Source organism: Streptomyces sp. NPDC043861, assembly GCF_056435905.1.
In genome coordinates this window covers 491,459-517,332 of record NZ_JBWKDP010000003.1, presented here as the reverse complement: position 1 = coordinate 517,332, position 25,874 = coordinate 491,459, and the positions used below count along the sequence as shown (strand labels likewise).

23 protein-coding genes are annotated in these 25,874 nt (G+C 71.3%); 9 read left to right on the top strand and 14 right to left on the bottom strand.

The window, feature by feature from the left end; all coding sequences use genetic code 11:
• Positions 1–167: 167 nt before the first annotated feature.
• Entirely contained in the window at positions 168–3,245 is a 3,078-nt protein-coding gene (locus AC068D_RS09945; RefSeq protein ID WP_478822458.1) for a glycoside hydrolase family 3 protein, read from the bottom strand.
• 289 nt (positions 3,246–3,534) lie between these two features.
• On the opposite strand from AC068D_RS09945, the gene AC068D_RS09940 reads away from it, so the two are divergent.
• Positions 3,535–4,275 (top strand): PP2C family protein-serine/threonine phosphatase, encoded by a 741-nt coding sequence (locus AC068D_RS09940; RefSeq protein ID WP_478822457.1) that lies wholly within the window; start codon positions 3,535–3,537, stop codon positions 4,273–4,275.
• Positions 4,276–4,451: 176 nt separating this feature from the next.
• Here AC068D_RS09940 and AC068D_RS09935 read toward each other — a convergent pair whose 3' ends face one another.
• On the bottom strand, positions 4,452–6,068 hold the full coding sequence (locus tag AC068D_RS09935) for an MFS transporter (protein ID WP_478822456.1): 1,617 nt from the start codon (positions 6,066–6,068) through the stop codon (positions 4,452–4,454).
• A gap of 186 nt (positions 6,069–6,254) precedes the next feature.
• On the opposite strand from AC068D_RS09935, the gene AC068D_RS09930 reads away from it, so the two are divergent.
• The 4 genes from AC068D_RS09930 to AC068D_RS09915 all read left to right on the top strand — a co-directional run bounded on the left by AC068D_RS09930 (position 6,255) and on the right by AC068D_RS09915 (position 10,385).
• Positions 6,255–6,962: a flavodoxin family protein gene (locus AC068D_RS09930; protein WP_478822455.1), complete on the top strand. Its 708-nt coding sequence runs from the start codon at positions 6,255–6,257 to the stop codon at positions 6,960–6,962.
• A 52-nt stretch (positions 6,963–7,014) separates the two neighbouring features.
• The gene (locus AC068D_RS09925; protein ID WP_478822454.1) at positions 7,015–8,166 is read left to right on the top strand and encodes a sulfite oxidase; all 1,152 of its coding nucleotides are present in this window, start codon (positions 7,015–7,017) and stop codon (positions 8,164–8,166) included.
• Positions 8,167–8,375: 209 nt separating this feature from the next.
• Positions 8,376–9,662, top strand: coding sequence for a phosphoribosyltransferase family protein (locus AC068D_RS09920; protein WP_478822620.1), 1,287 nt, complete (start codon positions 8,376–8,378; stop codon positions 9,660–9,662).
• Between the two features lie 177 nt (positions 9,663–9,839).
• Complete coding sequence (locus AC068D_RS09915; RefSeq protein WP_478822453.1) at positions 9,840–10,385, top strand: hypothetical protein; 546 nt, start codon at positions 9,840–9,842, stop codon at positions 10,383–10,385.
• Between the two features lie 196 nt (positions 10,386–10,581).
• Here AC068D_RS09915 and AC068D_RS09910 read toward each other — a convergent pair whose 3' ends face one another.
• Positions 10,582–11,772: a thiolase family protein gene (locus AC068D_RS09910; RefSeq protein WP_478822452.1), complete on the bottom strand. Its 1,191-nt coding sequence runs from the start codon at positions 11,770–11,772 to the stop codon at positions 10,582–10,584.
• Between the two features lie 287 nt (positions 11,773–12,059).
• Here AC068D_RS09910 and AC068D_RS09905 point away from each other — a divergent pair, with 287 nt between their 5' ends.
• Complete coding sequence (locus tag AC068D_RS09905) at positions 12,060–13,649, top strand: IclR family transcriptional regulator domain-containing protein (RefSeq protein ID WP_478822451.1); 1,590 nt, start codon at positions 12,060–12,062, stop codon at positions 13,647–13,649.
• A gap of 7 nt (positions 13,650–13,656) precedes the next feature.
• Here AC068D_RS09905 and AC068D_RS09900 read toward each other — a convergent pair whose 3' ends face one another.
• Positions 13,657–14,253, bottom strand: coding sequence for a vitamin K epoxide reductase family protein (locus AC068D_RS09900; RefSeq protein ID WP_478822619.1), 597 nt, complete (start codon positions 14,251–14,253; stop codon positions 13,657–13,659).
• Between the two features lie 217 nt (positions 14,254–14,470).
• On the opposite strand from AC068D_RS09900, the gene AC068D_RS09895 reads away from it, so the two are divergent.
• Complete coding sequence (locus AC068D_RS09895; RefSeq protein WP_478822450.1) at positions 14,471–14,605, top strand: hypothetical protein; 135 nt, start codon at positions 14,471–14,473, stop codon at positions 14,603–14,605.
• A gap of 100 nt (positions 14,606–14,705) precedes the next feature.
• On the opposite strand, the gene AC068D_RS09890 is transcribed toward AC068D_RS09895, so the two are convergent.
• From AC068D_RS09890 to AC068D_RS09875, 4 genes are all read right to left on the bottom strand, one after another.
• Positions 14,706–15,203 (bottom strand): DUF5949 family protein, encoded by a 498-nt coding sequence (locus AC068D_RS09890; RefSeq protein ID WP_478822449.1) that lies wholly within the window; start codon positions 15,201–15,203, stop codon positions 14,706–14,708.
• A 129-nt stretch (positions 15,204–15,332) separates the two neighbouring features.
• On the bottom strand, positions 15,333–15,617 hold the full coding sequence (locus tag AC068D_RS09885) for a hypothetical protein (RefSeq protein ID WP_478822448.1): 285 nt from the start codon (positions 15,615–15,617) through the stop codon (positions 15,333–15,335).
• A gap of 245 nt (positions 15,618–15,862) precedes the next feature.
• On the bottom strand, positions 15,863–16,102 hold the full coding sequence (locus AC068D_RS09880; RefSeq protein WP_478822447.1) for a chaplin: 240 nt from the start codon (positions 16,100–16,102) through the stop codon (positions 15,863–15,865).
• Positions 16,103–16,271: 169 nt separating this feature from the next.
• Positions 16,272–16,511, bottom strand: coding sequence for a chaplin (locus AC068D_RS09875; RefSeq protein WP_478822446.1), 240 nt, complete (start codon positions 16,509–16,511; stop codon positions 16,272–16,274).
• Positions 16,512–16,740: 229 nt separating this feature from the next.
• Between AC068D_RS09875 and AC068D_RS09870 the strand changes: the two genes are divergently transcribed.
• Positions 16,741–17,964: a glycosyltransferase gene (locus AC068D_RS09870; protein WP_478822445.1), complete on the top strand. Its 1,224-nt coding sequence runs from the start codon at positions 16,741–16,743 to the stop codon at positions 17,962–17,964.
• A 113-nt stretch (positions 17,965–18,077) separates the two neighbouring features.
• Here the strand turns inward: AC068D_RS09870 and AC068D_RS09865 are convergent, their stop codons facing one another.
• The 5 genes from AC068D_RS09865 to AC068D_RS09845 all read right to left on the bottom strand — a co-directional run bounded on the left by AC068D_RS09865 (position 18,078) and on the right by AC068D_RS09845 (position 21,658).
• A complete protein-coding gene (locus AC068D_RS09865) occupies positions 18,078–18,746 on the bottom strand; it encodes a chaplin (protein WP_478822444.1) in 669 nt (222 codons plus the stop codon).
• 111 nt (positions 18,747–18,857) lie between these two features.
• Positions 18,858–19,091 carry a chaplin gene (locus AC068D_RS09860; RefSeq protein ID WP_478822443.1) on the bottom strand — a complete coding sequence of 78 codons (234 nt, stop codon included), beginning with the start codon at positions 19,089–19,091 and terminating at the stop codon, positions 18,858–18,860.
• Between the two features lie 537 nt (positions 19,092–19,628).
• Positions 19,629–19,823, bottom strand: coding sequence for a hypothetical protein (locus AC068D_RS09855; RefSeq protein ID WP_478822442.1), 195 nt, complete (start codon positions 19,821–19,823; stop codon positions 19,629–19,631).
• Between the two features lie 113 nt (positions 19,824–19,936).
• Positions 19,937–21,094: a methyltransferase gene (locus AC068D_RS09850; protein ID WP_478822441.1), complete on the bottom strand. Its 1,158-nt coding sequence runs from the start codon at positions 21,092–21,094 to the stop codon at positions 19,937–19,939.
• Positions 21,095–21,106: 12 nt separating this feature from the next.
• Entirely contained in the window at positions 21,107–21,658 is a 552-nt protein-coding gene (locus AC068D_RS09845) for a DM13 domain-containing protein (RefSeq protein WP_478822440.1), read from the bottom strand.
• A gap of 91 nt (positions 21,659–21,749) precedes the next feature.
• Here AC068D_RS09845 and AC068D_RS09840 point away from each other — a divergent pair, with 91 nt between their 5' ends.
• A complete protein-coding gene (locus AC068D_RS09840) occupies positions 21,750–22,157 on the top strand; it encodes a GNAT family N-acetyltransferase (RefSeq protein ID WP_478822439.1) in 408 nt (135 codons plus the stop codon).
• A gap of 84 nt (positions 22,158–22,241) precedes the next feature.
• Here the strand turns inward: AC068D_RS09840 and cobN are convergent, their stop codons facing one another.
• Entirely contained in the window at positions 22,242–25,844 is a 3,603-nt protein-coding gene (gene cobN / locus AC068D_RS09835) for a cobaltochelatase subunit CobN (protein ID WP_478822438.1), read from the bottom strand.
• Positions 25,845–25,874 lie beyond the last annotated feature (30 nt).

The following is a 25,874-nucleotide window of genomic DNA, read 5'->3' as shown; positions in this document are numbered from 1 at the left end:
GCGCGGACACAGACCCAGGACGCGGAGCCGACGGCGCGGACACAGACCCGCGACGGAGCCGACCCGCACCGACACAGACCCGGGCCGGGACGGAGGTCCGGGCCCGAACGGACCCGGACCTGCGTCCCTGTGCCACGCATGAAAGCCGTGGCCGGCAGCCGCCGGGCTCAGCCCGTGGCCGCCCGGTAGGCCGTGACCAGTGCCGCCACCGCGCCCGTCAGATCCCCGGTCAGCAACAGATGATCGGCTTCGGCGAAAGGCCCCGCCGCCGCCGGGTTCACGGACTGGCCGATACGCTTCTGCACGATCGCGCGGGCCTTGCCGGCGAGGGCACGCCCCGCCTCGGAGCGGGCGCCGCCCGCCTTCTCGACCGCCTCCGCGGCGGCCGCCAGGGCCCTGAGAGTGCGTTCACCCCCCGCCGGGACGGAGCTGAGCGTCGTCAGACCCCAGCCGTACGGGTACTGCGGGTCGTACACCGCGTCACCGACGTTGATCGGCAGCTGCGCCTGTGACTTCGGCCAGGTGACGGGGAGTTGGCCGGTGAACGGGCGCCTGCCGTACAGCACGTCCGCCACCCCGTCGCCCTCCGTGCCCGGCAGCCAGGAGGCCACGAGCGCGTCGATGTCCCCGAGGCGGTCGCCGATCAGCTGCGGGCGGCCCGAGACGACGAGGACGGCGCACTTCATGGCGCCGCACACCCGGTCGACTGCGGCCTTGTCCGCGGCCGAGAGCTCGAGGTCGTGACCGTTGCCCACATCGCCGACGCCCTCGGCGTACGGGGTCTCGCCGACCACGACGACACCCACGTCATGGCCCCCCAGCGGCGCGGAGGCGTCCTTGGACCAGGTGACGGAACCGGGAGCCGCCGACTTCCTCATCGCCTCCAGGATCGTCGTGCCCTCGGTGATCCTTCCCGACGAGCCCTGCCAGCTGATCGTCCAGCCGCCCGCCTGGTTGCCCAGGTCGTCGGCGTTGGACCCGGCCACGTACACCTTCTGCGAGGACTTCAGCGGCAGCACCCCGCCCTCGTTCTTCAGCAGCACCTGGGACTTGGCCACCGCCTGTCTGGCCACCGCCCGGTGCCCGGCCGAACCTACCTTCGCCAGGCCGGAGGTGTCGGCGTACGGCTTCTCGAAGAGACCCAGGCGGAACTTCTGCTCCAGGATGCGCGCGACGGCGTCGTCCACGCGGGACCGCGGCACGCGCCCCGCCTCGACCTCGTCGACGAGGGTGCGCCGGAAGTCCTGGTACGCGGTCGGCACCATGATCATGTCGAGCCCTGCGTTGACCGAGGTGCGCACATCGCTCGCGTAGTCGCCGGGGATCTGGTCGATGGCCTGCCAGTCGCTGATGACGAAGCCCTTGAAGCCCATGCGGCCCTTCAGAACACCGTTGATCAGCTCGGCGTTGGCGTGCATCTTCACCGGACCCGCGTCGTCGCCGACGATGTCCACGGACGAGTAGGAGGGCATGACCGTGCCCACCCCGCGCCGCACCGCATCGGCGAACGGGGCGATGTGGACGGCCTCCAGCTCCTCACGGGTGACCTTGGTGACGCCCTGGTCGATCGTGTACGAGCCGGTCGTGGAGGAGCCGAACGCGGTGCCGCCGTCACCGGCGTAGTGCTTGGCGGTGGCAAGCACCTTGTCCGGGCGGTCGAGGTCGCTGCCGTTCGCCGCGCCCTGCATCCCGCGGATGACCGTCTCCATGGCGGTGACCAGCGCGGGGTCCTCGCCGAACGCCTCGTACGAACGGCCCCAGCGCTCGTCGCGCGTCACGCACAGACAGGGCGCGAAGTCCCAGGGGACACCGGTGGCACGCACTTCGGCGGCCGTGACGGCACCGGTCCGCTCGGCGAGGACGGGGTCACGGCCCGCGCCGATGCCGATGTTGTGGGGCATGATCGTGGACCCGACGACGTTGTTGTGGCCGTGGACGGCGTCGACGCCGTAGATCAGCGGGATCTGGAGGCGCGTGGCCTGTGCGCGCAGCTGATAGGCGTCCACCATCTTGGCCCAGGCCGCGGGGGAGTTGGGGTTCGGCACCGAGCCGCCGCCGGAGAGCAGCGAGCCGAGTCCGTACGCCGCGATGTCACCCTGCGCCTCGAGGGCATTGCGCTCCGCCTGCGTCATCTGGCCGGCCTTCTCGGCCAGGGTCATCCGCGACAGCAGATCGGCGACCCGCTGCCGCACGGGAAGCCGGGCGTCGAGATACGGCAGTCCATGGGCGTCGATCACGACCTGCGGGTCCTCGGCGGGGGACTTCGCCCCGGTCACGGTGAGCTTCAGAGGTACGGTCTCGGCGGACTCGGCCGAACCGTCCTTCAGAGTGGGCACGGAGACGGTACGGGACGTGCCCGACGCAGTGCCCGCGGGGAAGGTGACCGTACCGGTCACGGGCCGGTAGTCCTTGCCCGCGGTCGCCGTGCCGCCTTCGGTGGCGTAGGCGACCGTCACCGGCTCGGCGACAGGGGCGGAGCCGGTGGTGGCGACGGTGACCCGCACCTCGGCCGAGCCGCCCTCCTGCACCGGGTGGACGGCGGCGTCGGTGAGGACCCTGGCGGTGAGCTGTGGGTCGGCCCTGCCGTAGAGCTCCACACCGTCGAGGGCGAACTCGCCTTTCCTGCCGACCGGAAGCGTGAGGGCGTAGCCCCAGATCTCGTTCAGGCCGAGGATCTGGTCGATGCCCCCGACGGGCTGGTAGTCGGTGCGGTACTCGAAGCGGGAGAAGGGGATCTCGACGAGGTGCCAGCCCTGCCAGTCGTCGGTGAAGGAGGTGGTCCAGAGCTCGGACGCCTCGCCGTTGGCACCGCCGTCCTTGAGCTCGAAGTGGATGCGCTCGCCCGAACCGGGCGGCAGGGGAGCGGTGTTCCGGCCGTACCACCAGAAACGGATGCCCTGGTGGGCGGTCCAGTCGTGAGCGGGCCTGTCGAAGGCGAAGTCATGGGTGAAGCCGCCCCAACCGCTGATGTCGTAGGAGCCCTTGAGGACTTTGGCGCCCTCGGGTGCGTCGGAGCGCTCCTCGAGGCTCAGCCGGGGCTGGTCGTCGGCGTCGCTGCCCCAGGTGAAGATGCCTTCGGCGGGCGGGCCGGCGAAGGGGATCTCCCCTTCGAAGCGGTCGACCGGGACCGCGGGTGGATCGTCCGGCGCGGCCGTGGCGGCCGGGGCGAGGGGGAGCAGTCCGGCGAGGACGCATGCGGACACGAGCATGGCGGTTCTTGCGAACCGGGGTCTTGCCTGGTTCATGAGGCCACCTCCGGGAACGACGCCTTGCCTTGCTTCATGGATTTACTTCACGGGGCGTGAGTCAACTGGCGTGTCCCTATGGCGTCAAGACTTCACACCAAACCCCTTGAGTACCCAACTCCTCGGCACAACAGGACAGTTGTTCGTTCAGTCCTTGAACACGGATGACGGACGGCCGATGCGCCGGCGGCCCGGTCCCAGAGGCCCCGACCGCGTTGTACGCGATCGCCCCGGCGCGCAGAATGGTTGCGGGGGACACGCCTGCCGTTACGGAAGGGCGGGGATTCCCGTGCCGTACATAGCCGTGACCGCGCTGAGCGATGTCGGGCTGATCCGTGATCACAACGAGGACAGCCTCGTCGTCGGCCCGTGGACACTGTGCGGCACCGTGACCGAGAACCCCCAGACCCTGCTGTTCCCTCTCGGCACCCCACTCGTCGTCGCGGTCGCGGACGGGCTCGGCGGGCAGCCGGCCGGAGAGGTGGCCAGTGCACTGGTGGTGCGCCATCTCGCCTCGCTCGGCCCGTCACTGGACGACGAGAATTCCGTCCGTGACGCCCTGGACCTGTGCAACCACTCGGTGTATGCGGCGGCGGACGGCGAACCGGCACTGGCCACAATGGGAACCACGGTCGCCGGCACCGTGGTGCTGGCGGATTCGCTGCTGACCTTCAACGTCGGCGACAGCAAGGTCTACGACGTCGCCGAGAACGGATTTCGCCAGGTGAGTGTGGACGACAGTCCCCCGCCGGCACCGGGCAGGCGCACCACGTCGGCCGTCACGCAGACACTGGGCGGCGGTCTCGCGTTCAGCCCCGTCACGGCGCATGTGACGTCGTCCGCCGTGTCCGCCGGTGACCGCTATCTCGTCTGCACCGACGGTCTGACCGACCCGGTGCCCGACGAGGAGCTGGAGGGCCTGCTCCGCGTGCACGACGACGGCAGGGCCGCCTTCGAACTGTGGAAGGCGGCGATCGAGGCAGGAGGCCCCGACAACATCACGCTGGCGTTGGTACGCATCGGCGCATAATCGGCGCATGGAGGAACCCGGCGGTGCCCCCCGGGGGGCGGGGCCTGCGGCAGAGGGGGACCACCGTCACCCCGGAGCGCTGCCGTGGGGTCGTGCTTGCTGCATCGCTGGATGCCTTGCGGTCCGTGTGGGGGAAGGATGCGGATCGGCCCATGGTCCCGGCCGGCCGCCCGACGCTACCGGGGCGTCGAGCGGGGCTGGGCCGTCGGAATCCGCTGGGTGAAGAACAGTGCGACGAGGGCGGCGAACGCGAGGATGCCGAGTGCGGCGCGCAGTCCGGCCAGTCTCGCCTCGGCGTTCGCCTCGAGCGCCTCCCGGGTCACCTCCGAACTCACGCCCGCTCTGTCGAGGGCCTCATTGAGCTGGGCGTCCGACACGAACGGCACACCGGCCGCCAGCTCGACGCCCGCACGGCTCTTGATCTCGTCCGGGATCGCCGGGCTCTGCTCGATGTAGGTCACGAACGACGCGGTCAGAGCACCGATCATGACCGACCCGGCGAGAGCGGTGCCGATCGAGGCACCGAGATTGGTGACGGCATTCTGCACGCCCCCCACCTCCGCGCTCTGCTCGTCCGGAACCGCGGACACGGTGACCGACCCGAGCTGGGATGCGAGCGCGCCCATGCCGAGGCCGATCAGCAGGAGAGGGATGGTGACGATCTCCGCCCCCGCATCCGCGTCGAGCGCGACCAGCAGGACGACCGCACCCACGAACAGCGCCAGTACGCCGACCCGCACCACACGTCGCGGCGAGACATCAGGGAGCCAACGCGGGATCAGGATCGCGGCCGCGAGCAGCGTCAGAGAGAGCGGCAGCAGGTGCACGCCCGTCCTGAGAGCCGACAGCCCGAGCGCGACCGACAGATAGAGCGGCACCACGAAGAACACGCCCATCTGCACCAGATACTGGAAGCAGAACATCGTCAAACCGCCGGTGAGCTGCTTGTTCTGCAGCAGGACGGGCTCGAGCAGTGGCTCCTTGCGATGCGCCACGAGGCGACCCTCCCAGCGCAGGAAGAGCCAGACGAGAAAGAGCCCGGCCAGCATCAGCCACACCGTCGGGGAGAGCCCGGACCAGGACGGCGCGTCGGGCTTCGGGAGGAACCAGCCCCACTCGTCGGAGCGGAGCACACCGTAGACGAAGAGCCCGAGCCCCAGGGCCGAGAGGGCGGCACCGACGACATCGACGGCTCTGCGCTCGCCCACGGGTGCGTCGGTGACACGGCGCGCGAGCACCAGGATTCCCAGCACCATCACCACCTCGCCCGCGAACACCCAGCGCCAGGAGAAGAATGTCGTGGCGACGCCCCCGATGAGCGGGCCGACCGCGATCGCCACGGCCCCGGCGGCCGCGACGAGGCCGTAGGCGGCCGGACGCCGTTCCGTGACGAAATTACTGGCGACGAGAGCCACGATCGCGGGCATGATCAGCGCGGCCCCGATCCCCTCGAGGAACGACCAGCCGATCAGGAGCACGGTCAGATTCGGGGCCAGGGCGGTGGTGAGGGATCCGCAGCCGTAGACAAGGCAGCCGATCATGAACGCCCGCTTGCGTCCGACGAGGGCGCCGACCTTGCCACCGAGGATCATGAACATCGCCATCACCAGCGTGTACGCCGTGATGGCGCCCTGGATCCCGGTCACCGTCGTGTCCAGGTCCTTCGCCACTGTGGCAATCGAGACGTTCATGACAGAGCTGTCCAGGGCCATCAGGAACTGCCCGGTCGCCAGCGTCAGGAGTACGAGTCTCGACGCTGCTTCCTTCGCAGGAGTGCCTGCTCGCGGAGTCATGGGGCGCATGCTCCCAGCGGCCCGGCGGGCCGGTCACCGACCCGCCCGTCGGATCCGCCGGTTGGCGGCGCCGGCGGCGCCGGATACTCCGTTCGGCGGGGGCGGCGGCCGGGGGACGGGGAGCTTCCCGGCCGTGCGGGGCCGGCCCCAGTAGCGTCGGAATCCCCAGTCGATCACGAGGTGACCATGCCTGCTCGCTACGACGACCTCAGGGCGATGTTCATCAACTGCACGCTCAAGCGCTCGCCGGACGTCAGCAACACCCAGGGACTGATCGACAGGAGCCGTGAGGTCATGGAGACCAACGGCGTCGCCACCGAGCTCGTACGGGCGGTCGATCATGACATCGCGACCGGCGTATGGCCGGACATGACCGAGCACGGCTGGGCCGCCGACGAATGGCCCGCCCTGTACGAGCGCGTGATGAACGCCGACATCCTGGTGCTGGCAGGACCGATCTGGCTCGGTGACAACAGCTCCGTCATGAAACAGGTCATCGAGCGGCTCTACGCCTGCTCGTCGCTGCTCAACGACCGCGGGCAGTACGCCTACTACGGGCGGGTCGGCGGCTGTCTGATCACCGGGAACGAGGACGGCGTCAAGCACTGCGCCATGAACGTCCTCTACAGCCTCCAGCACCTCGGCTACACCATCCCGCCGCAGGCCGACGCGGGCTGGATCGGAGAGGCGGGACCGGGCCCCTCCTATCTCGACCCCGGCTCGGGCGGGCCGGAGAACGACTTCACCAACCGGAACACCACCTTCATGACCTGGAACCTGCTGCACATCGCCGCCATGCTCAAGCAGGCAGGCGGCATCCCCGCGCACGGCAATCAGCGCTCGGAGTGGGACGCCGGCTGCCGGTTCGACTTCCCGAACCCGGAACACCGCTGAGACCCGGGAGCCCCGGGAAGCACCGATCCGGCGGGCGGCGCACCATGGAGCCATGGAGGACGCCGCCCTCGGGCGGATCAGCACACCCGGGCGCCTCGCCGACTCGGGCGAGGGCATCAGCCCGCAGGAGCTGGCGCTCGCAGCCCGTAACCACGGCCTCCCGCTGGAGGCCCTGCGTTACGCCCTGACACCGCCGGGGCTGCACTACGTCCTCGTCCACTACGACATCCCCGGCATCGCCCCCGACGCATGGCGCCTGACCGTACGGGGCCGGGTGCGTGCGCCGCTCACCCTCGACCTCGCGGCGCTGCATGCGTACGAGCCGGTCACCCATCGCGTCACCATGGAGTGCGCGGGGAACGGAAGGGCCCGGCTCAGCCCGCGCCCGGTCAGCCAGCCGTGGCTCGTCGAGGCGGTGGGTACGGCGGAGTGGACCGGGGTGCCGTTGCGGGTGCTGCTCGACGAGGCCGGGGCGGAGCCGGATGCCGTCGAGGCGGTGTTCACGGGCGCCGACCACGGCGTCGAGCGCGGTGTCGAGCAGGACTACCGGCGCAGCCTGCCCCTCGCGGTGGCCCTGGGCAGCGATCCGGAGGTGCTGGTCGCATACGCGATGAACGGATCTCCCCTGCCGCCGCAGCACGGCTTCCCGGTACGCCTGGTCGTGCCCGGCTGGTACGGCATGGCCCATGTGAAGTGGCTGCGGGACATCACGCTCAGCGCCGCCCCGTTCACCGGCTTCCAGCAGACCGTCGCATACCGCTACCGGCAGTCCGCGGACGATCCCGGCGAGCCGGTCACCCGCATCGCGCCCCGGGCCCTGATGATCCCGCCCGGCTTCCCGGACTTCATGTCGCGCGCGCGTGCCGTGCGCCCCGGCGCGGTGGAGCTGGAAGGCCGTGCCTGGTCCGGACACGCCCCCGTCGTACGGGTGGAGATCAGCACGGACGACGGTCTGCACTGGCACGACGCCGAGCTCGGCGCAACCGACACGGCCGACAGCGCCGGGACCCGTGTCCGGGCCTGGTGCCACTGGCGTACGACCTGGACGGCCACCCCCGGCATGCATGTCCTCTGCGCCCGCGCCACCGACGCCGAGGGCCATTCCCAGCCCCTCACCCCGGTGTGGAACAGGGGCGGCTTCGGCAACAACCTGGTCCAGCGGATCGACGTGCTCTGCCTGGACCGCGGGGAGGGCTGCGACTGACACCCGGCGGAGGCGATCCGTGACAGCCGGCCACGGGCGACGGGACCGCGAGGCGGCCGTGACCGGCGATGCCCGCTGCGGCGGAACCGGCCGGAGTCCTGGCAGGGCCGCCTGCCAGGGCGGGCAAGGGCGCCGCTGCCCGTCCCGAGTTGCGAGCCGCCTCGCCATGGGGTTGTTTCGAAGGAGATCCCCTGTTGGGGGTGAGGCACGTGCTGTTCACCGATCGAGTCGACGCCGGCCAGCGTCTCGCCGAAGCTCTGAGGCATCTGCGGGAGGCCGATCCCGTGGTCCTGGGCCTGCCCCGGGGCGGGGTGCCGGTGGCGTTCCAGGTGGCGCGGGAGCTGGGGGCACCGCTGGATGTGATCGTCGTGCGCAAGCTCGGCGTGCCCTACCACCGCGAGCTGGGCTTCGGGGCGATCGGGGAGGGCGGGGTGCGGGTCATCAGCGACGACATCGTGCGCCGCGGGCATGTGTCGCGTCGGGACGTCGAATCGGTGGAACAGGCCGAGGAGGTCGAACTCGCACGGCAGGCAAAGAGGTTCCGGGCCGACCGGGAGCGGATCGACGTCGCCGGACGGACGGTGATCGTCGTGGACGACGGCATCGCGACCGGGGCCACGGCCGCTGCGGCCTGCGAGGTCGTGCGGGCGCAGGGGGCGGCCCGGGTGGTGCTGGCCGCGCCGGTCGCGCCGCCGGACGCGGTGGCCTGGCTGCGGACGGAGGCGGACGAGGTGGTGTGCCTGTCGACGCCGCGCGCCTTCTCGGCCGTCGGGGAGTGGTACCGGGACTTCTCGCAGACACCCGACGAGGAGGTCGTCGCGCTACTGGAGCAGGCGGCGCGGGCGGCGCCGACCGGCCCGCCGAAGTCCGAGGAGGTCGAGGTCGACGCCGGCGGCATCGGGCTGGAGGGCGAGCTGATCCTTCCGGACGGCGCCGCGGCGGCCGTGATGTTCGCCCATGGGTCGGGCAGCAGCCGCCACAGTCCCCGGAACCGCGCGGTCGCGGCCGTCCTGAACCGGGCCGGCCTCGGCACCCTGCTCTTCGACCTGCTCACGACGCCCGAGGCAAGCGACCGGGCGAATGTCTTCGACATCGAGATCCTCGCCCGCAGGCTCGCGGGCGCCACGCACTGGATGCGCACCCGCACTCCCGCCCCCATCGGGTACTTCGGGGCGTCCACCGGAGCCGCGGCGGCGCTCTGGGCCGCGTCGACCGCCGGCACGGACGTAGGCGCGGTCGTCTCCCGCGGCGGCCGTCCCGACCTTGCCGGTTCCCGGCTCTCCGGGGTACGCGCACCGACACTGCTGATCGTCGGCGGTCGCGACACGACGGTCGTCGAACTCAACCGGCAGGCCCAGGAGGCCCTTCGCTGCGAGAACCGCCTGGAGATCGTCCCCGGTGCCACGCATCTCTTCGAGGAACCGGGTGCGCTGGACGAGGTGTCGGCACTCGCCCGGGACTGGTTCACCCTGCATCTGACGCCGCAGGAACCCTGAGGCGCATCACCTTGAGGCTGGGGGACGCGGCCCGCAGCGTCCTGCTGCCGTATGTCCGCCCCGTCCGGCCCCGACCTCATTCCCCGGCCGACGGCGGGTGGTTGTGAGGCGGTGCGTACAGTTTTCCCTCGGCGGTGTCCGCCGCCCCCAAGGCCGCGCGGAAGAGGCAGAATCCTGATGACCGACATCAGCACGGCCGACCGGTGGGAGCTGCTGCCGGCCGGCATCCGCGCACAGGCCGACGCATACGTCCTCCAGGACTCCCGCATGCAGGCGATCCGCACCGTCTGGGAAGCCGGCCGTGCCCTCGGTCTGAGTCTCAACGACGCCCAACTCGTCGTTCACGACCGGTACCTCGAGCACGGTGACAGGATCGCCCGCACCCCCGACAGCCCTCTCGACCAGGAGTCCCTGGCCGCTCGTGCTGCCGGCGCCCCGGGGCGCATCGTGGCGATCGAGGCCGTCTGGGACGGCGACACCGTCCACGACTGGTTCGTGGACCTGCTGGCGGTCACCGACGACCCCGCGGACGACTATCGGCTGGCCACCCTCTACTGGGGCACGGCCGTTCGGTACCTCGGTGGGGAGGACAGCGGCCCGCTCTCCCCGCCGGCGGCCGCAGCCGACCGGGTCGGCAGAGCCCTGGCCGCCCGGCTCTCCGTCCCCTTCCACTTCGCGAGCCCGGACACCCCGGACGACCAGGCACCCCGCTGGCGGCCCTGAGCGCCGGAACACGGTTCCGCTGTCGCCCGGGCAAGCGGCGCGGTGAGGCTTCCCCGTTCCGCCGTCCGCCCGTGCCCGCAGCCCGTTGCAGCCGAGCCGCCTTCCCCCGGCCGGGGCTCCCGGGCCGGTCGCACCACGGCGTGCCGGTCCGGCCGCCGGCACGCCCGGTCGGCGCGCACAGCGGACCCCGTACCCGTCATCTCTCCAGCACGAGCGCCAGGCCCTGGCCGACACCGATGCACAGCGTCGCAAGACCCGTGCCGGAGCCCGCGGCGGCGAGCTGGTGGGCGACGGCACCGGTGAGCCGGGCACCGGACGCGCCCAGCGGATGGCCGATGGCGATGGCGCCGCCGCGCGGATTGAGGACGGCAGGGTCGAGTCCCGGCCACTGGCGCAGACAGGCCAGTGCCTGCGCGGCGAACGCCTCGTTGAGTTCGACGGTGTGCAGTTCGCCGAACTCCCGTCCCGCCTTCTTCAGGGCACGGCGCACGGCCTCGACCGGGCCGGCTCCGAAGTACTGCGGCTCGATACCGGTGACCGCCGATGCCCCAATACGGGCGAGGGGTTCACGGCCGGTGGCGCGCAGTCCGTCCTCGTCCACGAGCAGGAGCGCCGCGGCGCCGTCGTTGAGGGGCGAGGAGTTGCCCGCGGTGACGGTCCCGTCCTTGCGGAACACGGGCTTCAGTTTGGCCAGCGCCTCCGGCGAGGTGCTGTCGCGGATGCATTCGTCCCGCGTGAGTTCCACACCCCCGACGGGAACGACCTCACCGTCGTAGAGCCCTTCGGCCCAGGCCCGGGCCGCGTTGCGGTGGCTGGCGAGGGCGAAGGCGTCCTGCTCCTCGCGCCCGATGCCGTACCGCTCGGCGAGCAGCTCGGCGCCCTCGCCGAGGCCGACGGTCCATTCCTCGGGCATCCGCGGGTTGACCATCCGCCAGCCGAGGGTCGTCGAGTACATCTGCTGATGGCCGGCGGGGAAACCGCGCCCGGGCTTCTGCATCACCCAGGGCGCGCGGCTCATGGACTCGACACCGCCCGCGACGGCGACCGACGCGTCGCCGACGGCGATGGCGCGGGCGGCCTGGATGACGGCCTCCATACCGGAACCGCAGAGCCGGTTCACCGTCGTGCCGGGGACGGTGACCGGCAGGCCCGCGAGCAGCACCGCCATGCGGGCGACATCACGGTTGTCCTCGCCCGCCCCGTTGGCGTCCCCGAAGAAGACGTCGTCGATCCGGGCCGGGTCGAGGTCGGGGCTACGGGAGACGAGGGCGCCGAGGACCCCCGCGGCGAGGTCGTCGGGCCGGATGCCGGACAGCGCGCCGCCGTACTTGCCGATGGGCGTGCGGACGGCGTCGACGACATACACATCGCGGAGGCGGTCGGTCATGTCAGCTCCTTCATGGGCGCGTCCCTCACGGGCACTGCGGTCTTCTCCCGTGCGCCGCCGTGAAGCGCGAGGGTACGAGCAGGTGACACGGGCGATGCGGCCACGGCGGGAGCACGTCCGGGCCGCGGGTCACGACGCCGGGGGCCGGCGACGGCACCGGCTGCGGACCGCCCGACTGCGTCCATGGCCGCTTCCGTTCCCTCCGTTCGCCAGGTGAACTATGGTTCATACCCGGCACGCCATGAGTCTGCGTGCACCTGGCATGCATGTCAACGCCCGGAGAACCGATGCCAGCCGCTCCCCCCACCGAGGCCGTGACACCGCTGATGCGCGGCCTCTCGGTCCTGCGCGAGCTCGGCGAGGCGGGCGGCCGGATGGGCCTCGGCGAACTGTCCCGCACGACAGGGCTGGCCCGCTCCACCGTCGGCCGTATCGCCGGGACGCTCGCGTCCATGGGCTACGTACGTCTCCAGGAGCACGAGGCGGCACTCGCGCCCCGGCTCATGGAGCTGGGCAATGCCTATCTCGCCGCGGTCCGGGTGCCGGGCCCGCTGGGCCCGCTCGCCGAGAGGCTCGCCCGGGAACTCGACGAGTCGGTGTCGCTCGCCGTGCCCGACTGCGACGGCATCCGCGTCGTCCACCAGACCACCGGGTGGCGGGCCATGTTCCTGACCTTCCGCGTCGGCGATCTCCTGCCTCGCGAACGCACCGCGCCGGGAGCCCTGTTCGCGGTGGACCGGCCGGCGGACGGACGGGCTGACCGGCACCCGGACGAAGGTCTTGCGGCGGCCTTCGAGGAGCGGGTCGCGCTCGCCCGCAGGGACGGCTGGGCGCTCGAGGACCAACTGCTCGAACCCGGTCTGATCACCCTCGCCCTCCCCGTGCACGACCCGCTCGGACAGCGGGTGTGCACCGTGGGCGTCGTCAGCCACACCAGCCGCCACGACGCCCGCTCACTGAGCAGGACGGTCCTCCCCCGGGTGCGGCAAACGGCGGAGGCGATGGAACGGGAGCTGCGCCGGACCCCGCCCGGTTCACCGCCCCCGGCACCCGAGGGGCTCGCCCGTTGGACGGAGGCCTCCAAACGGGAACTCGGCGCGGATTTCGTGGAGTCGCTGGCGCGCGGGCTGACCGTGCTGACCGCGTTCGACGAGGGCCGCGCGGAGCTGCCGCTGACCGCTGTCGCCGAGGCCACCGGGCTCGCCAGGGCCACCGCCCGCCGCGCGCTCATCACCCTGGAGCACCTCGGGTACGTGGCCGGCCGCGACGGGAGGTTCCGGCTCACTCCGCGTGTGCTCGCCCTCGGCCATGCCCCGCTCTCCAGGAGCACGCTCCCCGAGATCGCCGAGCCGCACATGGCCGGGCTGGTCCGGCGGGTGCACGACTCGGTCTCGCTGGCCGTCCTCGACGGCGACGACATCCGCTACACGGCCCGAGTCGCCACGGAACGCATCATGAGCGTCAGCATCACCATCGGCACGCGCTTCCCGGCGTACGCCGCATCCATGGGCCGTGTCCTCCTCGCCGGCCTCCCCCCGCAGGAGCGCGCGCTCCGGCTGCCCGGACCCGGTCTGCGTCCGCCGACCCCGCGCACGGTCTCCGATCCGGCCGTGCTCGGCTCCCTGCTCGACCGCGTGCGGACGGACGGCTACGCCCTGGTGGACGAGGAGCTGGAGGAGGGCCTGCGCTCCCTGGCCGTACCCGTGCGCGACCGAGGGGGTCGCACGGTCGCCGCGCTGAACGTGGCCATGCACAGCAGCCGCCGGTCCACCGACGCGTGCCTGACCGACGTCCTCCCCCAACTCCGTGCCACCGCCGCTCGTATCGAGGCCGAGCTGCACATCGCGAGCCGCTTCACCCGGATCCCCGTGGGCTGACCCGGACTCAGCTCGTCCAGAACTCCCACCAGCGGGTGAGCACCAGCATCCCGATGATCCCCGTCCACAGCACCGGTGGCACCCAGCCGAATTCGCGCAGAGCCGCCCGCAGCCCCGCCGGAGCCGGCAGCATCCGGTGCTCGACGGTGTGGCGGGTCACGGCACAGAACAGGACGATCGTGGCGACCCAGGCCAGCGAACACCAGAGGCACAGCGCACCGATGCGGTACAGCGACTGGAACTGGAGCCAGCTGCAGAACGCCACGCCGAAGAGCCCGCCGGTGTTGAGGGCGAGCCAGAACCAGCGGCGGTAGCGGGCGCCCGCCAGGAGCCCTGCCCCGACGCCGGTCACGACGGCGTATGCGACGAGGCCGAGCATCGGGTTGGGGAAGCCGAAGACCGCTGCCTGGTCGCTCTTCATGATGCTGCCGCAGGACACGACCGGGTTGAGGCTGCAGCCGGGCGTGAAGTGCGGGTCCTCGAGCAGCTTGAACTTGTCGATCGTGATGACCCATGACGCGAGCAGTCCGGCCGCGCCGGTGACGATCAGCAGCCAGGCGAGGCCCCGGCTTCCGCCGGCCGCATCTGACGGTGTGTCGTCCATCGCCGACGCGTGTCGCGGGATGCGTGTTCGTACCTGTGTGTCCATGCCTGTGTTCCTCTCATCCGTGGCACGGGCCGGGAAGATCGTTTCCGCGGCCTCCGCCCCACCTGGGCCGATGCGCGCACGCAGTAACCGCGACCGTGCTCGACGCGACGGATCGTCAGATTCCGATTAGCGTCGCGAGTGTCCCTGCACTCTTGTATCGAGGAGCTCGATCATGAAGCTGACGCTTCGCCACCCGGCGGCCACCGCCGCCCTGACCACCGAAATAACACTCAGGCTCGCCGGGGGCACCCGGGCGGCCGCGCACCCCGCGGCCTCCTGCTCGGCGAGCGAGAACCCGCACCTGTGATCCGCAAGGCGTAATCACGGCCCGGCAGGCGGTCATGCAACCGTCGGCCGGGCCCTTTCATGCGCGCGACCGGTCGGTGCGTCCGCTGCCGGTCAGTCCGTCACCGGCCGACCGGCAGCAGACAGTGGGCCGCCGTGGACAGCATCGCCTCGTCCCCCACGAAGTCCCGTAGCTCCTCCTCGGTGACCGCCTTCCCGGGAGCCGCCTGAGTCCACGGGCGGGTGGCGAAGAGGAAGTACGCCTGGCCCCGCTCCCTCACCGCCGCCGACCACTGCGGCGACGCCGTGCACCGGACCGTCAGATGAGCCATCGTCAGGACCGCCTCGTCCCCGCGGACAACAAGTCCGACCGGCGGGCCGGGAACCTGCACGGCGTCCGCGTAGTCGCTTCCGACCGGCAGGCCCACTTCCTCGAGCAGCCATCGGGATGCGGCCTCCACCCCCTCGGGACCGCCCTCGCCGTCCCCGGAGGAATAGGCCAGCAGAAAGGGCATGTCGCCTTCGTCGGGATGTTCGCCGCACCACGCGATGACGCTCACGGTGCCCAGCTGACCGGGGCGGAAGGCTCGTCGTACGGTGCCGAAGGTCGAGGTCACCATCGGACCCTAGCGACTCGGCGGAACCCTCCGGGCGCTCGTGTCACCTGGGCGGGGGAGCCCCGCCGCCGATTACCCCGAAAGGGTCCGGCCCACTCGCGGCTGTTCGAGTGGGCCGCACGGCGGGTGCACTCAGGATCCGGCAGGAAGCCCGCCGACGAGCCCGCCCGGAGCACCGTGCCCGGCACTGTTCAGCTCATGAGTGGTGCCGTTGACCTTGTTGAGCAGCGAACCCTGCCGCTCGGTGTCCAGCGTCCCGACCGCCAGCGGCTCCGCCGCTGTCGCGGACTGCCTCGCGACGGTACCCAGCCCGCCGTCGAGGCTGCCGGGCGTGAGGTCCGCGGCAAGAGCCGGGGACGCGGCACCCACGGCCAGCAGGGAACCGGCGACGATCGCGGCGGCCTTCATGGGCTTCATCGGTGAATCTCTCCTTCGGCGGCGCGTGTCGCGCGCGCGGTCACATGCGTTTCAGACATAGTGCGGATGCTGCCGATACACGTCTGTCTGCCGTGCTGCTTTGTCCTGTACAACGATCCCTGCGCGGACCGGAAACCCCGTGGTCCGGAAATTCTCGTTTCCCGTCCGGGCGAGGCGGACATCGACAAGGCCGCCCTTCCCACCGTGGCGGGAAGGGCGGCCCCGGAAAACGCGCTGAAAGACAATCAGCCGTTGACGCAGGCGTTGCCGAACGTCGGGTTCAGCGCACCGATCACGTCGACGGTGTTGCCGCAGACGCCGACCGGAACGTGGACCGGAACCTGGGCGACGTTGCCCGAGAGAACGCCCGGCGAACCCGCCGCGGCACCCTGCGCACCGCTGTCGGCGGTGGCGATACCGGCGGAGCCCGCAACGGCAGCGGCAGCAAGGGTGGAAAGGACGAGAGCCTTCGCGGTACGCGACATGGAGAAGCACTCCTTGGTCATGTGTTTCGTGGCCGTGCGCGACTGCCCGGCCAACGCTTCAACGGAAGCGGCGACCGCCAGGTTGTGCGGCCACAGGGGTGAAAACCGATCGGTCAAAACGAAAGTCAGGGCCCGGCAGCGGGGAACTGCCGGGACCACTGCGACTGCGTCAGGCGTTCTGGCAAGCGCTGCCGGACGCCGGGTTCAGCAGACCGATCACGCTGACGGTGTTGCCGCAGACGCCGACCGGAACGTGGACCGGAGCCTGGACGGCGTTGCCGGACAGGACGCCGGGCGAACCCTGCGCCGCGCCGGTCGCGCCGCTGTCGGCAGCAGCCGCACCCGCGCCACCGACGACGAGGGCGGCTCCGGCGCCAGCCAGCACGACAGACTTGGCGATTCGCTTCATCATTCTTCCTTTCGGGTAACCGATGGGGACCACCAAACTCAACGACAGCGCCGATCCCGGGATACGGACGAATCCCAAAAGGACTAATCGGCAGCATGTCATCCTGCACGGCCCGGCAAAGAAGGCCGTTAGAATCTGATCCCGCCCCAGGAAACACACGAACTGGGCTGTCAGCCTTCCGTCCGATTCGGCGGGTCGCCGATTCGGCCGCGACTACTTGCTGTGCGCCATGCCCGTTTTCGCGGCCAGCTCATATGAATTCACGAGCGGAGATCTGCGCGTGCCGCAGCATTCCCTTCCCTCCGGCCGCTCCCCGGCCGTGCTCCATGTCGTGCAACCCGTCGACGGCGGGGCGGCCCGGGTCGTCATGGATCTGGTGACCGATCAGATCCGCATCGGTCTGCGGGTGGCCGTCGCCTGCCCCGACGGAGGTGCTCTGGCCCGCGCGGTGAGCGGGCTCGGTGCCGAGGTCCACCGCTGGCGGGCCGGGCACGGGCCGGGCCCGCTGCTGCTGCCCGAGATCGGTCAACTCGCCCGGCTGGTGGCACGGGTCCGACCGCGCATCGTGCACGCCCACAGCACCAAGGCCGGGCTGGCCGCACGGCTCGCCGTACGGGGCAGGATCCCCACGGTGTTCCAGCCGCACGCCTGGTCGTTCGAGTCGTCCGGCGGTGTCACCGCCCGGCTGGCCCGCCGCTGGGAGCGGTACGGGGCCCGCTGGGCGGACCGGGTCGTGTGCGTCAGCGAGGCGGAGCAGCGCACCGGACAGCAGGCGGGCGTCCGTGCCCGATGGACCGTCATCCCCAACGGTGTGGACACCGAACACTTCCGGCCTCCCGTCGAGGAGCGGCCGAGGGTCCTGCCGCCGCTCGTCGCCGATCTGCCCGAGTCCGCACCCCTGGTCGTGTGCGTGGGACGACTGTGCCGGCAGAAGGGCCAGGATCTGCTGCTCGCGGCCTGGGAGCAGGTGCTGCGCAGACTGCCCAACGCGTACCTCGCCCTCGTCGGCGACGGGCCCGAGGCCGAGTGGCTGCGTGCGTCCGCCCCTGCGTCCGTGCGCTTCGCCGGACCTGTGCGGGATGCAGCGCCCTGGTACCGGGCCGCTGATCTGGTCGTCGTGCCGTCCCGGTGGGAGGGTATGGCGCTGGCACCGCTGGAGGCCATGGCCTGCGGCCGGCCGGTGGTCGTCACCGATGTCGACGGGGCGCGCGAGAGTCTGCCGCCCGGGCATGCGCTGTTCTGCCTGACGCCGCCTCAGGACCCCTATGCACTGGCCACGGCGGTCGGGGATCTGCTGCTGAACGCGCCGCTGCGGACCACACTCGGCCGCCAGGGGCACCAGCACGTCCTCGCCACCCACGATGTGCGGCACACGGCGGACGCGGTCGCGGACGTGTACCGCGATCTGGTCGGCGTACGGCCCGTGCGTCGCAAGGAGCCGGCCGGCCTGTGACGGGCGTCGGAACCGGGACGCCCCGCGTCCGAGGTACGCGGCAACGCACCGGCCGGGAGAGTCGAGGGGAGACTCTCCCGGCCGGGAGTCACAGGGGTGCGGGGCGCAGAGCGTCAGCGCCGCGCGGCAGCCGTACCGCGCCGGTACAGCACGCCGCCGCCTGCCAGCAGGCCCACGGCGGCGGCCGTGGCGGCCAGCGAACCGGCGCCGAAGCCGGTCTCGGCCAGCTGCGGGGAATGGGCGACTGCAGCGACCTCCTCCACATGCGTGGTGTCATCGACGGACGAGGCGATCGGGACCACCTCACCGACCGGGGTCAACGGCGTCGGCGGGACGACCTCCTCCGTTCCGGGCGGCAGTTCCTCGCCGTTCACGCACTCACTGCCGGACACCGGGTTCAGCACACCGACGACGTCCACGGTGTTGCCGCACACATTGACCGGGGCGTGCACCGGGATCTTCACGTTGTTTCCGGAGAGCACGCCCGGGGAGCCCACCGCGTCGCCGTCGGCCTCGGAGTCGGCGGCCGCCCCCGAGTCGGAGGTGTTGGCGCAGCTGCTGCCGAATGCCGGGTTCAGCACGCCTACGGCGTCCACGGAGTTTCCGCACACGTTGACCGGAACGTCCACAGGGGCCTGGACGGTGTTGCCCGACAGCGCGCCGGGGGAACCCGCGGTCTCCCCGTCGGCGTGGGAGGCGGCGCTGGCGTAAGCACTGTTCAGAGACAGAATGCTGGTGGCCGCCGCGGCCGTCAGGATTCCCTTGCTGATGACCTGTCGCATCTCGTTGTCTTTCCCGCTCTTGGATAGAGAGCCGGTCCTGGGCTGTACCCGGAGGCACACCCCAGGACCGGCGGAAAACGACCCTTCAGGGCTGCGTGACGTGGACTTCCGTCAGCCGTTCACGCAGGCGTTGCCCGCTGCCGGGTTCAGCAGGGCGATGAGGCCGAGGGAGTTGCCGCAGGCGTTCAGCGGCACGTGCAGGGGAACCTGGATGACGTTCCCGGAGAGCACACCCGGGGAATTGGCCGCCGCACCGGTGGCGCCGGAGTCCGCGACGGCGGGAGCGGCCATGCCCATGGCCAGAACGGCCCCGGCGAAAAGCGTGGCAGTCTTCCTGTACTTCACTTGGATTCCTTCTCCTTGGATCGGGTGAATGTCGTGGCATTGCCACTGACGCACTACCAACGAGCAGTTACCGACGAAGAAACCCTTCAGCCAATCAATTCGACCCATTCGCCCCGGGCCCCATTGGTCCAATCCCGTGAATCATGCCGGGACCGAAGTGTTGTTGGGCCCCTCCGCCGAACAGGAGGAGAGGTTGTCCCATGCCTTTCCGAGGCCACCGACGAGCGTGTCCGCGCATGGATTCAACTCGGCATCCGGGTTTTGGTTTCCCCTCTTCACCCGAATGGCCCGCACGGGGCGGCGAACTCCGTGGCCAAGGGCTGTCCCGTAACCTCCGGTGGATCAGCGCGCGGCGTCGGATGCATGGGGTCTCCCGGGCCCGCCAGGGTCGAGGGGAAGCATCGTCAGGTGGAGGGGTGTCCTCATCCTGGGCGTATTCGGGCACTCCGACAACGCAGCGTGGGGGTGCCTCCCAGCGGCAGCCGGTGGAGTGCCGCAGCTGTCGTCGTGCGCCCGCCGGGGATTACGGGGCAGCCCTTACCAGCGCGGCCAGCAGGACCTGGAGACCAGAGCGGTCCACTCGCGGTCGGGGCGGCCGGGGAGGGTCCTGCCCTGGGCGGACCACTGGGCCATGAGTGACGCGTAGATGGGCTCCGCCGACCGCTCGTCCGGCTCCTTGCGGCTTGCCGGAATCAGCCTCTGCCGTTCCCAACGGCCCTTGTGCTCCGTCATGCCCCCAATATCCCTTACCGCCGCAGTCCTTGGAGCGAAGGAGCGAGGTATACGGGGGCACACGCCGGATGCGTTCGGCCGATCGGGTCACTCGCGGTCCGGCGGCCGGCGGGTCAGCGCCGCTTCACCGCGCGCAGGACGACGAACTTGGGATTGCTCGCCACCGTCTCGCAGTTGCCGAAGAGGCGGCGCAGCCTGACGTGGTAGCCGAGATGGCGGTTGCCGACCACCCACAGCTCACCGCCGTCCCGGAGCGCCGCGCGCGCCCCGGTGAACATGCGCCAGGAGGTTCTGTCGGTCAGGGCGCGATGGGCATGGAACGGCGGGTTGTTCAGCACGAGGTCGACGGATTCGCGCTCGACGCCCGACAGTGCGTCGCCGACCAGGAATTCGGCCTTGGCGGCCGGGCCCGTGTTCGCCCTGAACGTGGCCTCGGCCGAGGCGACGGCCTGGAACGACTCGTCCGTGAAGACCACGTGGGCCTCCGGGTCGGCGACCGCCACCGCCGTACCGACGACACCGTTTCCGCAGCCCAGATCCACGACCCGGACGGGACCGCGGGGGCGCGGCAGATGCTGGAGGAAGAAGCGGGTGCCGATGTCGAGGCGCTCCGCGCAGAAGATGCCGGCGTGATTGGTGACGGGGCGGCCCGACATCACCCCGATGTCGTCGGGCAGGTCGTAGCCGCGCGGCCAGGGGTCACCCGCGGGAGCGGAGGCCAGTAGCCCGGGGTCGGGGGTGCAGAAGATCAGCCGTGCCTTCTTCGCCGCCAGGGACGTCCTGGTCGGGCCGACGATCCGCTCGAACAGCTTCAGCGTGGAGGTATGGATCTCGCTCACCATGCCCGTACCGACGACGAGGGTGTCCTTGTGCAGGTGCGGCGCCAGGCGCTGCAGCTGGTCCTCGAGGAGGGCGAGGCTCTTGGGCACCCGCACGAGCAGGACGTCGATCCGGCCGGGGGGCGTGTCCCTGGACGACAGCAGCCGGACGCCCGCTGCCCCGGTGTGCTCCCGGTTGCGGGCGAGATTGGCGCGGGTCGCCTGCTGGGTCAGCCAGGAGTCCGTGATCTGCGCGGGGCGGTGCGCGGCGAGTGCCGTGACCAGGGCGCCCCAGCGGTCGCCGAGGACGACGGTCTCGCCCGCCAGGTCCTGGCCCTCCAGGTGGCGCAGCAGATACTCGTCGGAGGCGTCCCAGGCGCGGAGCTGGTCACGGGGGTCCTCGGGCCAGCGGGTGAGATCGAGGTCGCCCCATGACGTGGTGAAGATGTTCATCGTGCTCTCAGGCTACGCGGACGCCTTCGAGAGCTCCGCCGCGCCGAAGGAGACGTCGAAGCGGTCGCACCAGATGCTGACGCTGGAGTACTTCGTCAGGTCCACGTCGGCGGGCAGCGCGTAGTTCTGGTCGCCCTTGTTTCCCTTGAGCTTGCCGAGGCTGACATGGGCGCCGTCGTCGAAGACGCGCCAGCCGGCCACGCCCTTCTTCACGGGCGCGTCGGTGAGCCAGACCCGCAGGTCGGGGCCGTTGCTGGTGTCGAGGCCCTCCAGCCGGAGGACCCTGCTGCCGTCGGGGAGCCGGAGGATCCTGACCTTGCCCTCGGTGGCGTGCTCGTGGCTGATGAACGTGCCGGTGGAGATCGTCACCGGCTTCGCGGGCGCGTCCCCACCGGGTGCGGACGGGGCGGCAGGGGCCACCGCCGCAGGAAGCTCGTCCCGCACGGTCTCGTCGACGGCCAGCTTCCACGGCTGGAACCAGTACAGGCCCGCTGCCACCACCACGGCCAGCACCGCGAGCGTGGCGGCGACCACCGGTTTTCTCAGCACGTTCGAGATCCTCATACGCCCATTGAAGCCGGACGGCAGGCGCCGTGGGCGACCCGGCGGGTGACGAAATCCTTACGTCGGCGGCCCCGAGCAGTACGTTCGACGGATGGACGTTCATGTGGGCGAAGAGGACGACGTGCTCGAAGAGCGCCTGGGCCAGGAGCTGGACGACTTCAACGCGCGGGCGAGCGGCGCCGAGGAGCAGGAGTTCTTCGCTCGGGTCACGGGCGACGACGGGGAGCTGATCGGCGGGCTGACCGGATCGACGTGGGGCGACTGCGGCTTCGTCGACATGCTGTGGGTGGACGCAGGGCACCGCCACGAAGGGTGGGGCAGCAAGCTGCTGCACGCGGCCGAGGAGGAGGCGCGGGCGCGGGGCTGCACACGGATGTACCTGTCCTCGTACACCTTCCAGGCCCCGCAGTTCTACGAACGGCTCGGGTACGTGGAGACGCACCGCGTCGAGGGCATGCCGGGCGGGCATGCGGACGTGTGTTTCTGCAAGGAGCTGTGAGCCCAGGAGTCCTCGTGCACCGGGCGGGCCGTTGCCCGGCCCGCCCGGCACCCGGGGGACAGGTCCGCAGGCGCAGCCCCGGACCTAATCGTCCCCGCCCTCCAGATCCCCCTCCGTCTCCAGGAACACCTGGCGCAGCGCCTCGAGGACCGCCGGGTCGGGCTTCTCCCACATGCCGCGCGACTCCGCCTCCAGCAGGCGCTCGGCGATGCCGTGCAGGGCCCAGGGGTTGGCCTGCTGGAGGAACTCGCGGTTCTCCGGGTCCAGCACGTAGGTCTGGGTGAGCTTGTCGTACATCCAGTCGGCGATGACGCCGGTGGTGGCGTCGTAGCCGAACAAGTAGTCCACGGTCGCGGCGAGTTCGAAGGCCCCCTTGTAGCCGTGGCGGCGCATCGCCTCGATCCACTTGGGGTTGACGACCCGGGCGCGGAAGACGCGCGAGGTCTCCTCGACGAGGGTGCGGGTGCGGACCGTCTCGGGTCGGGTCGAGTCGCCGATGTACGCCTCGGGCGCCCGGCCGCGCAGGGCGCGGACGGTGGCGACCATCCCGCCGTGGTACTGGAAGTAGTCGTCGGAGTCGGCGATGTCGTGCTCGCGGGTGTCCGTGTTCTTCGCCGCGACCGCGATCCGCTTGTACGCCGTCTCCATCTCCTCGCGCGCGGCGCGGCCTTCGAGACCGCGGCCGTAGGCGTAGCCGCCCCACACCGTGTAGACCTCGGCGAGATCGGCGTCGGTGCGCCAGTCCCGGGAGTCGATCAGCTGGAGGAGACCGGCGCCGTAGGTGCCCGGGCGGGAGCCGAAGATACGGGTGGTGGCGCGGCGCTCGTCGCCGTGCTCGGCGAGGTCGGCCTGGGCATGGGCGCGTACGTAGTTGACCTCGGCGGGCTCGTCGAGCGAGGCGGCGAGCCGCACCGCGTCGTCGAGCAGGCCGATGACGTGCGGGAACGCGTCCCGGAAGAAGCCGGAGATCCGTAGCGTGACATCGATGCGCGGGCGGCCCAGCTCCTCGGCGGGGACGGGCTCCAGACCGCTGACCCGGCGCGACGCGTCGTCCCAGACGGGGCGGATGCCCAGCAGCGCGAGGGCCTCGGCGACATCGTCACCGGCGGTGCGCATCGCGCTGGTGCCCCACAGGGAGAGGCCGACGGAGGTGGGCCAGTCGCCGTTGTCGGTGCGGTAACGCGTCAGCAGCGAGTCGGCGAGGGCCTGGCCGGTCTCCCAGGCGAGCCGGGAGGGGACGGCCTTCGGGTCGACGGAGTAGAAGTTGCGTCCGGTCGGCAGGACGTTGACCAGTCCGCGCAGGGGCGAGCCCGAGGGACCCGCCGGGACGAAGCCGCCGTTCAGCGCGTGCACCGCATGGTCGAGCTCGTCCGTCGTGGCGGACAGCCGCGGGACGACCTCGCGGGCGGCGAAGGCCAGGATGTCGGCGACGGCCTTTCCGTGCCCCTCCGCCACGGAGGCGACGGCGGCCAGGTCCCAGTCGGCCGCCTCCATCGCCTCGACCAGGGCACGGGCGGCGGCCTCAGCCTCGTCGGCGGTGGTACGGGTGGCCGCGGACTCGTCGAGGCCGAGGGCTTCGCGCAGTCCGGGCAGCGCGGCCGTACCGCCCCAGATCTGACGGGCGCGGAGGATGGAGAGGACGAGGTTGACCCGCTCGGGTCCGGTCGGAGCGCCGCCGAGGACATGCAGACCGTCCCGGATCTGGGCGTCCTTGACCTCGCACAGCCAGCCGTCGACATGGAGCAGGAAGTCGTCGAAGCCGTCGTCGTCGGGCCGGTCGTCCATACCCAGGTCGTGGTCCAGCTTCGCCGCCTGGATCAGGGTCCAGATCTGGGCGCGGATGGCCGGGAGCTTCGCCGGGTCCATGGAGGAGATCTGCGCGTACTCGTCGAGCAGTTGCTCGAGCCTCGCGATGTCGCCGTACGAGTCGGCGCGGGCCATCGGCGGGACGAGATGGTCGATGAGGGTGGCGTGCACCCGGCGCTTGGCCTGGGTGCCCTCGCCCGGGTCGTTGACCAGGAACGGGTAGATCAGCGGCAGATCGCCCAGCGCCGCGTCGGGGGCGCAGGCGGCGGACAGGCCCGCGTTCTTGCCGGGCAGCCACTCCAGGTTCCCGTGCTTGCCGAGGTGGATCATCGCGTCGGCGCCGAAGCCGCCGTCGTCGGCGGAGGCGGCGATCCAGCGGTAGGCGGCGAGGTAGTGGTGCGAGGGCGGCAGATCGGGGTCGTGGTAGATCGCGATCGGGTTCTCGCCGAAGCCGCGTGGGGGCTGGATGACGATCAGGAGGTTCCCGCGGCGCAGCGCGGCGAGCACGATGTCGCCCTCGGGGTTGCGGGACCGGTCCAGGAACATCTCGCCGGGCGCGGGGCCCCAGTGCTCCTCGACGTGCTCGCGCAGTTCGGCGGGCAACGTGGCGTACCAGCGCCTGTAGTCGGCGGCCGGGATACGGACCGGGTTGCGGGCGAGCTGCTCCTCGGTGAGCCAGTCCTGGTCGTGGCCGCCCGCCTCGATGAGCGCGCGGATCAGCTCGTCGCCGTCGCCCGACTCCAGGCCGGGCACCTCCTCCTCGGCACCGAAGTCGTACCCCTCCGAGCGCAGGCGGCGCAGGAGGGAGACGGCGGACGCGGGGGTGTCGAGGCCCACCGCGTTGCCGATGCGGGAGTGCTTGGTCGGATACGCGGACAGCACCAGGGCGAGGCGCTTCTCGGCGTTCGGGATGTGGCGCAGCCGGGCGTGGCGCACGGCGATACCGGCGACACGGGCGGCCCGCTCGGGGTCGGCGACATACGCCGGGAGGCCGTCCTCGTCGATCTCCTTGAAGGAGAACGGGACGGTGATCAGGCGCCCGTCGAACTCGGGCACGGCGACCTGGCTGGCGGCGTCCAGCGGGGACAGCCCTTCGTCGTTCTCCTCCCAGGCACTGCGCGTCCCGGTCAGGCACAGGGCCTGCAGCACCGGCACGTCGAGGGAGGCGAGCGCGCCCGCGTCCCAGGACTCGTCGTCGCCGCCGGCCTGCGCTTCGGCGGGGCGGGTGCCGCCCGCGGCGAGGACAGTGGTGACGATGGCGTCGGCGCCCCGCAGCCGGTCGAGGAGTTCGGGCTCGGGGGCGCGCAGGGAGGCGACGTAGAGGGGGAGGGCCTGGGCGCCCGCGTCCTCGATGGCGTCGCAGAGAGTGCCGACGAAGGCGGTGTTGCCGCTCATGTGGTGGGCGCGGTAGTAGAGCACGGCGACCGTGGGGCCCGAAGCGCTCCTCGTCTCGCGGTCCAGGTGGCCCCAGGTGGGCGCGGAGGCCGGCGGTTCGAATCCGTGGCCCGTCAGCACGACCGTGTCGGACAGGAAACGGGCGAGCTGTTCCAGATTGTCCGGACCGCCGTGGGCGAGATAGGCATGCGCCTCGGCCGCGATGCCGATGGGGACGGTGGACGCCTCCATCAGCTGGGCGTCGGGAGCCTGTTCACCGCTGAGGACGACGACCGGCTTCTGCTGGGCGAGCAGGATGTCGAGGCCCTCCTGCCAGGCGCGGATTCCGCCGAGAAGGCGTACGACGACGAGGTCGGCGCCGTCCAGCAGGGCGGGCAGCTCGTCGAGCGGGAGCCGCGAGGGGTTGGCGAACCGGTACTCGACCGGGCCCCCGGCCGCACGGGCACTGAGCAGGTCGGTGTCGGAGGTCGACAACAGCAGGATCATGGCGTGCGCCAGGCCTTCCTCGGGGTGTCC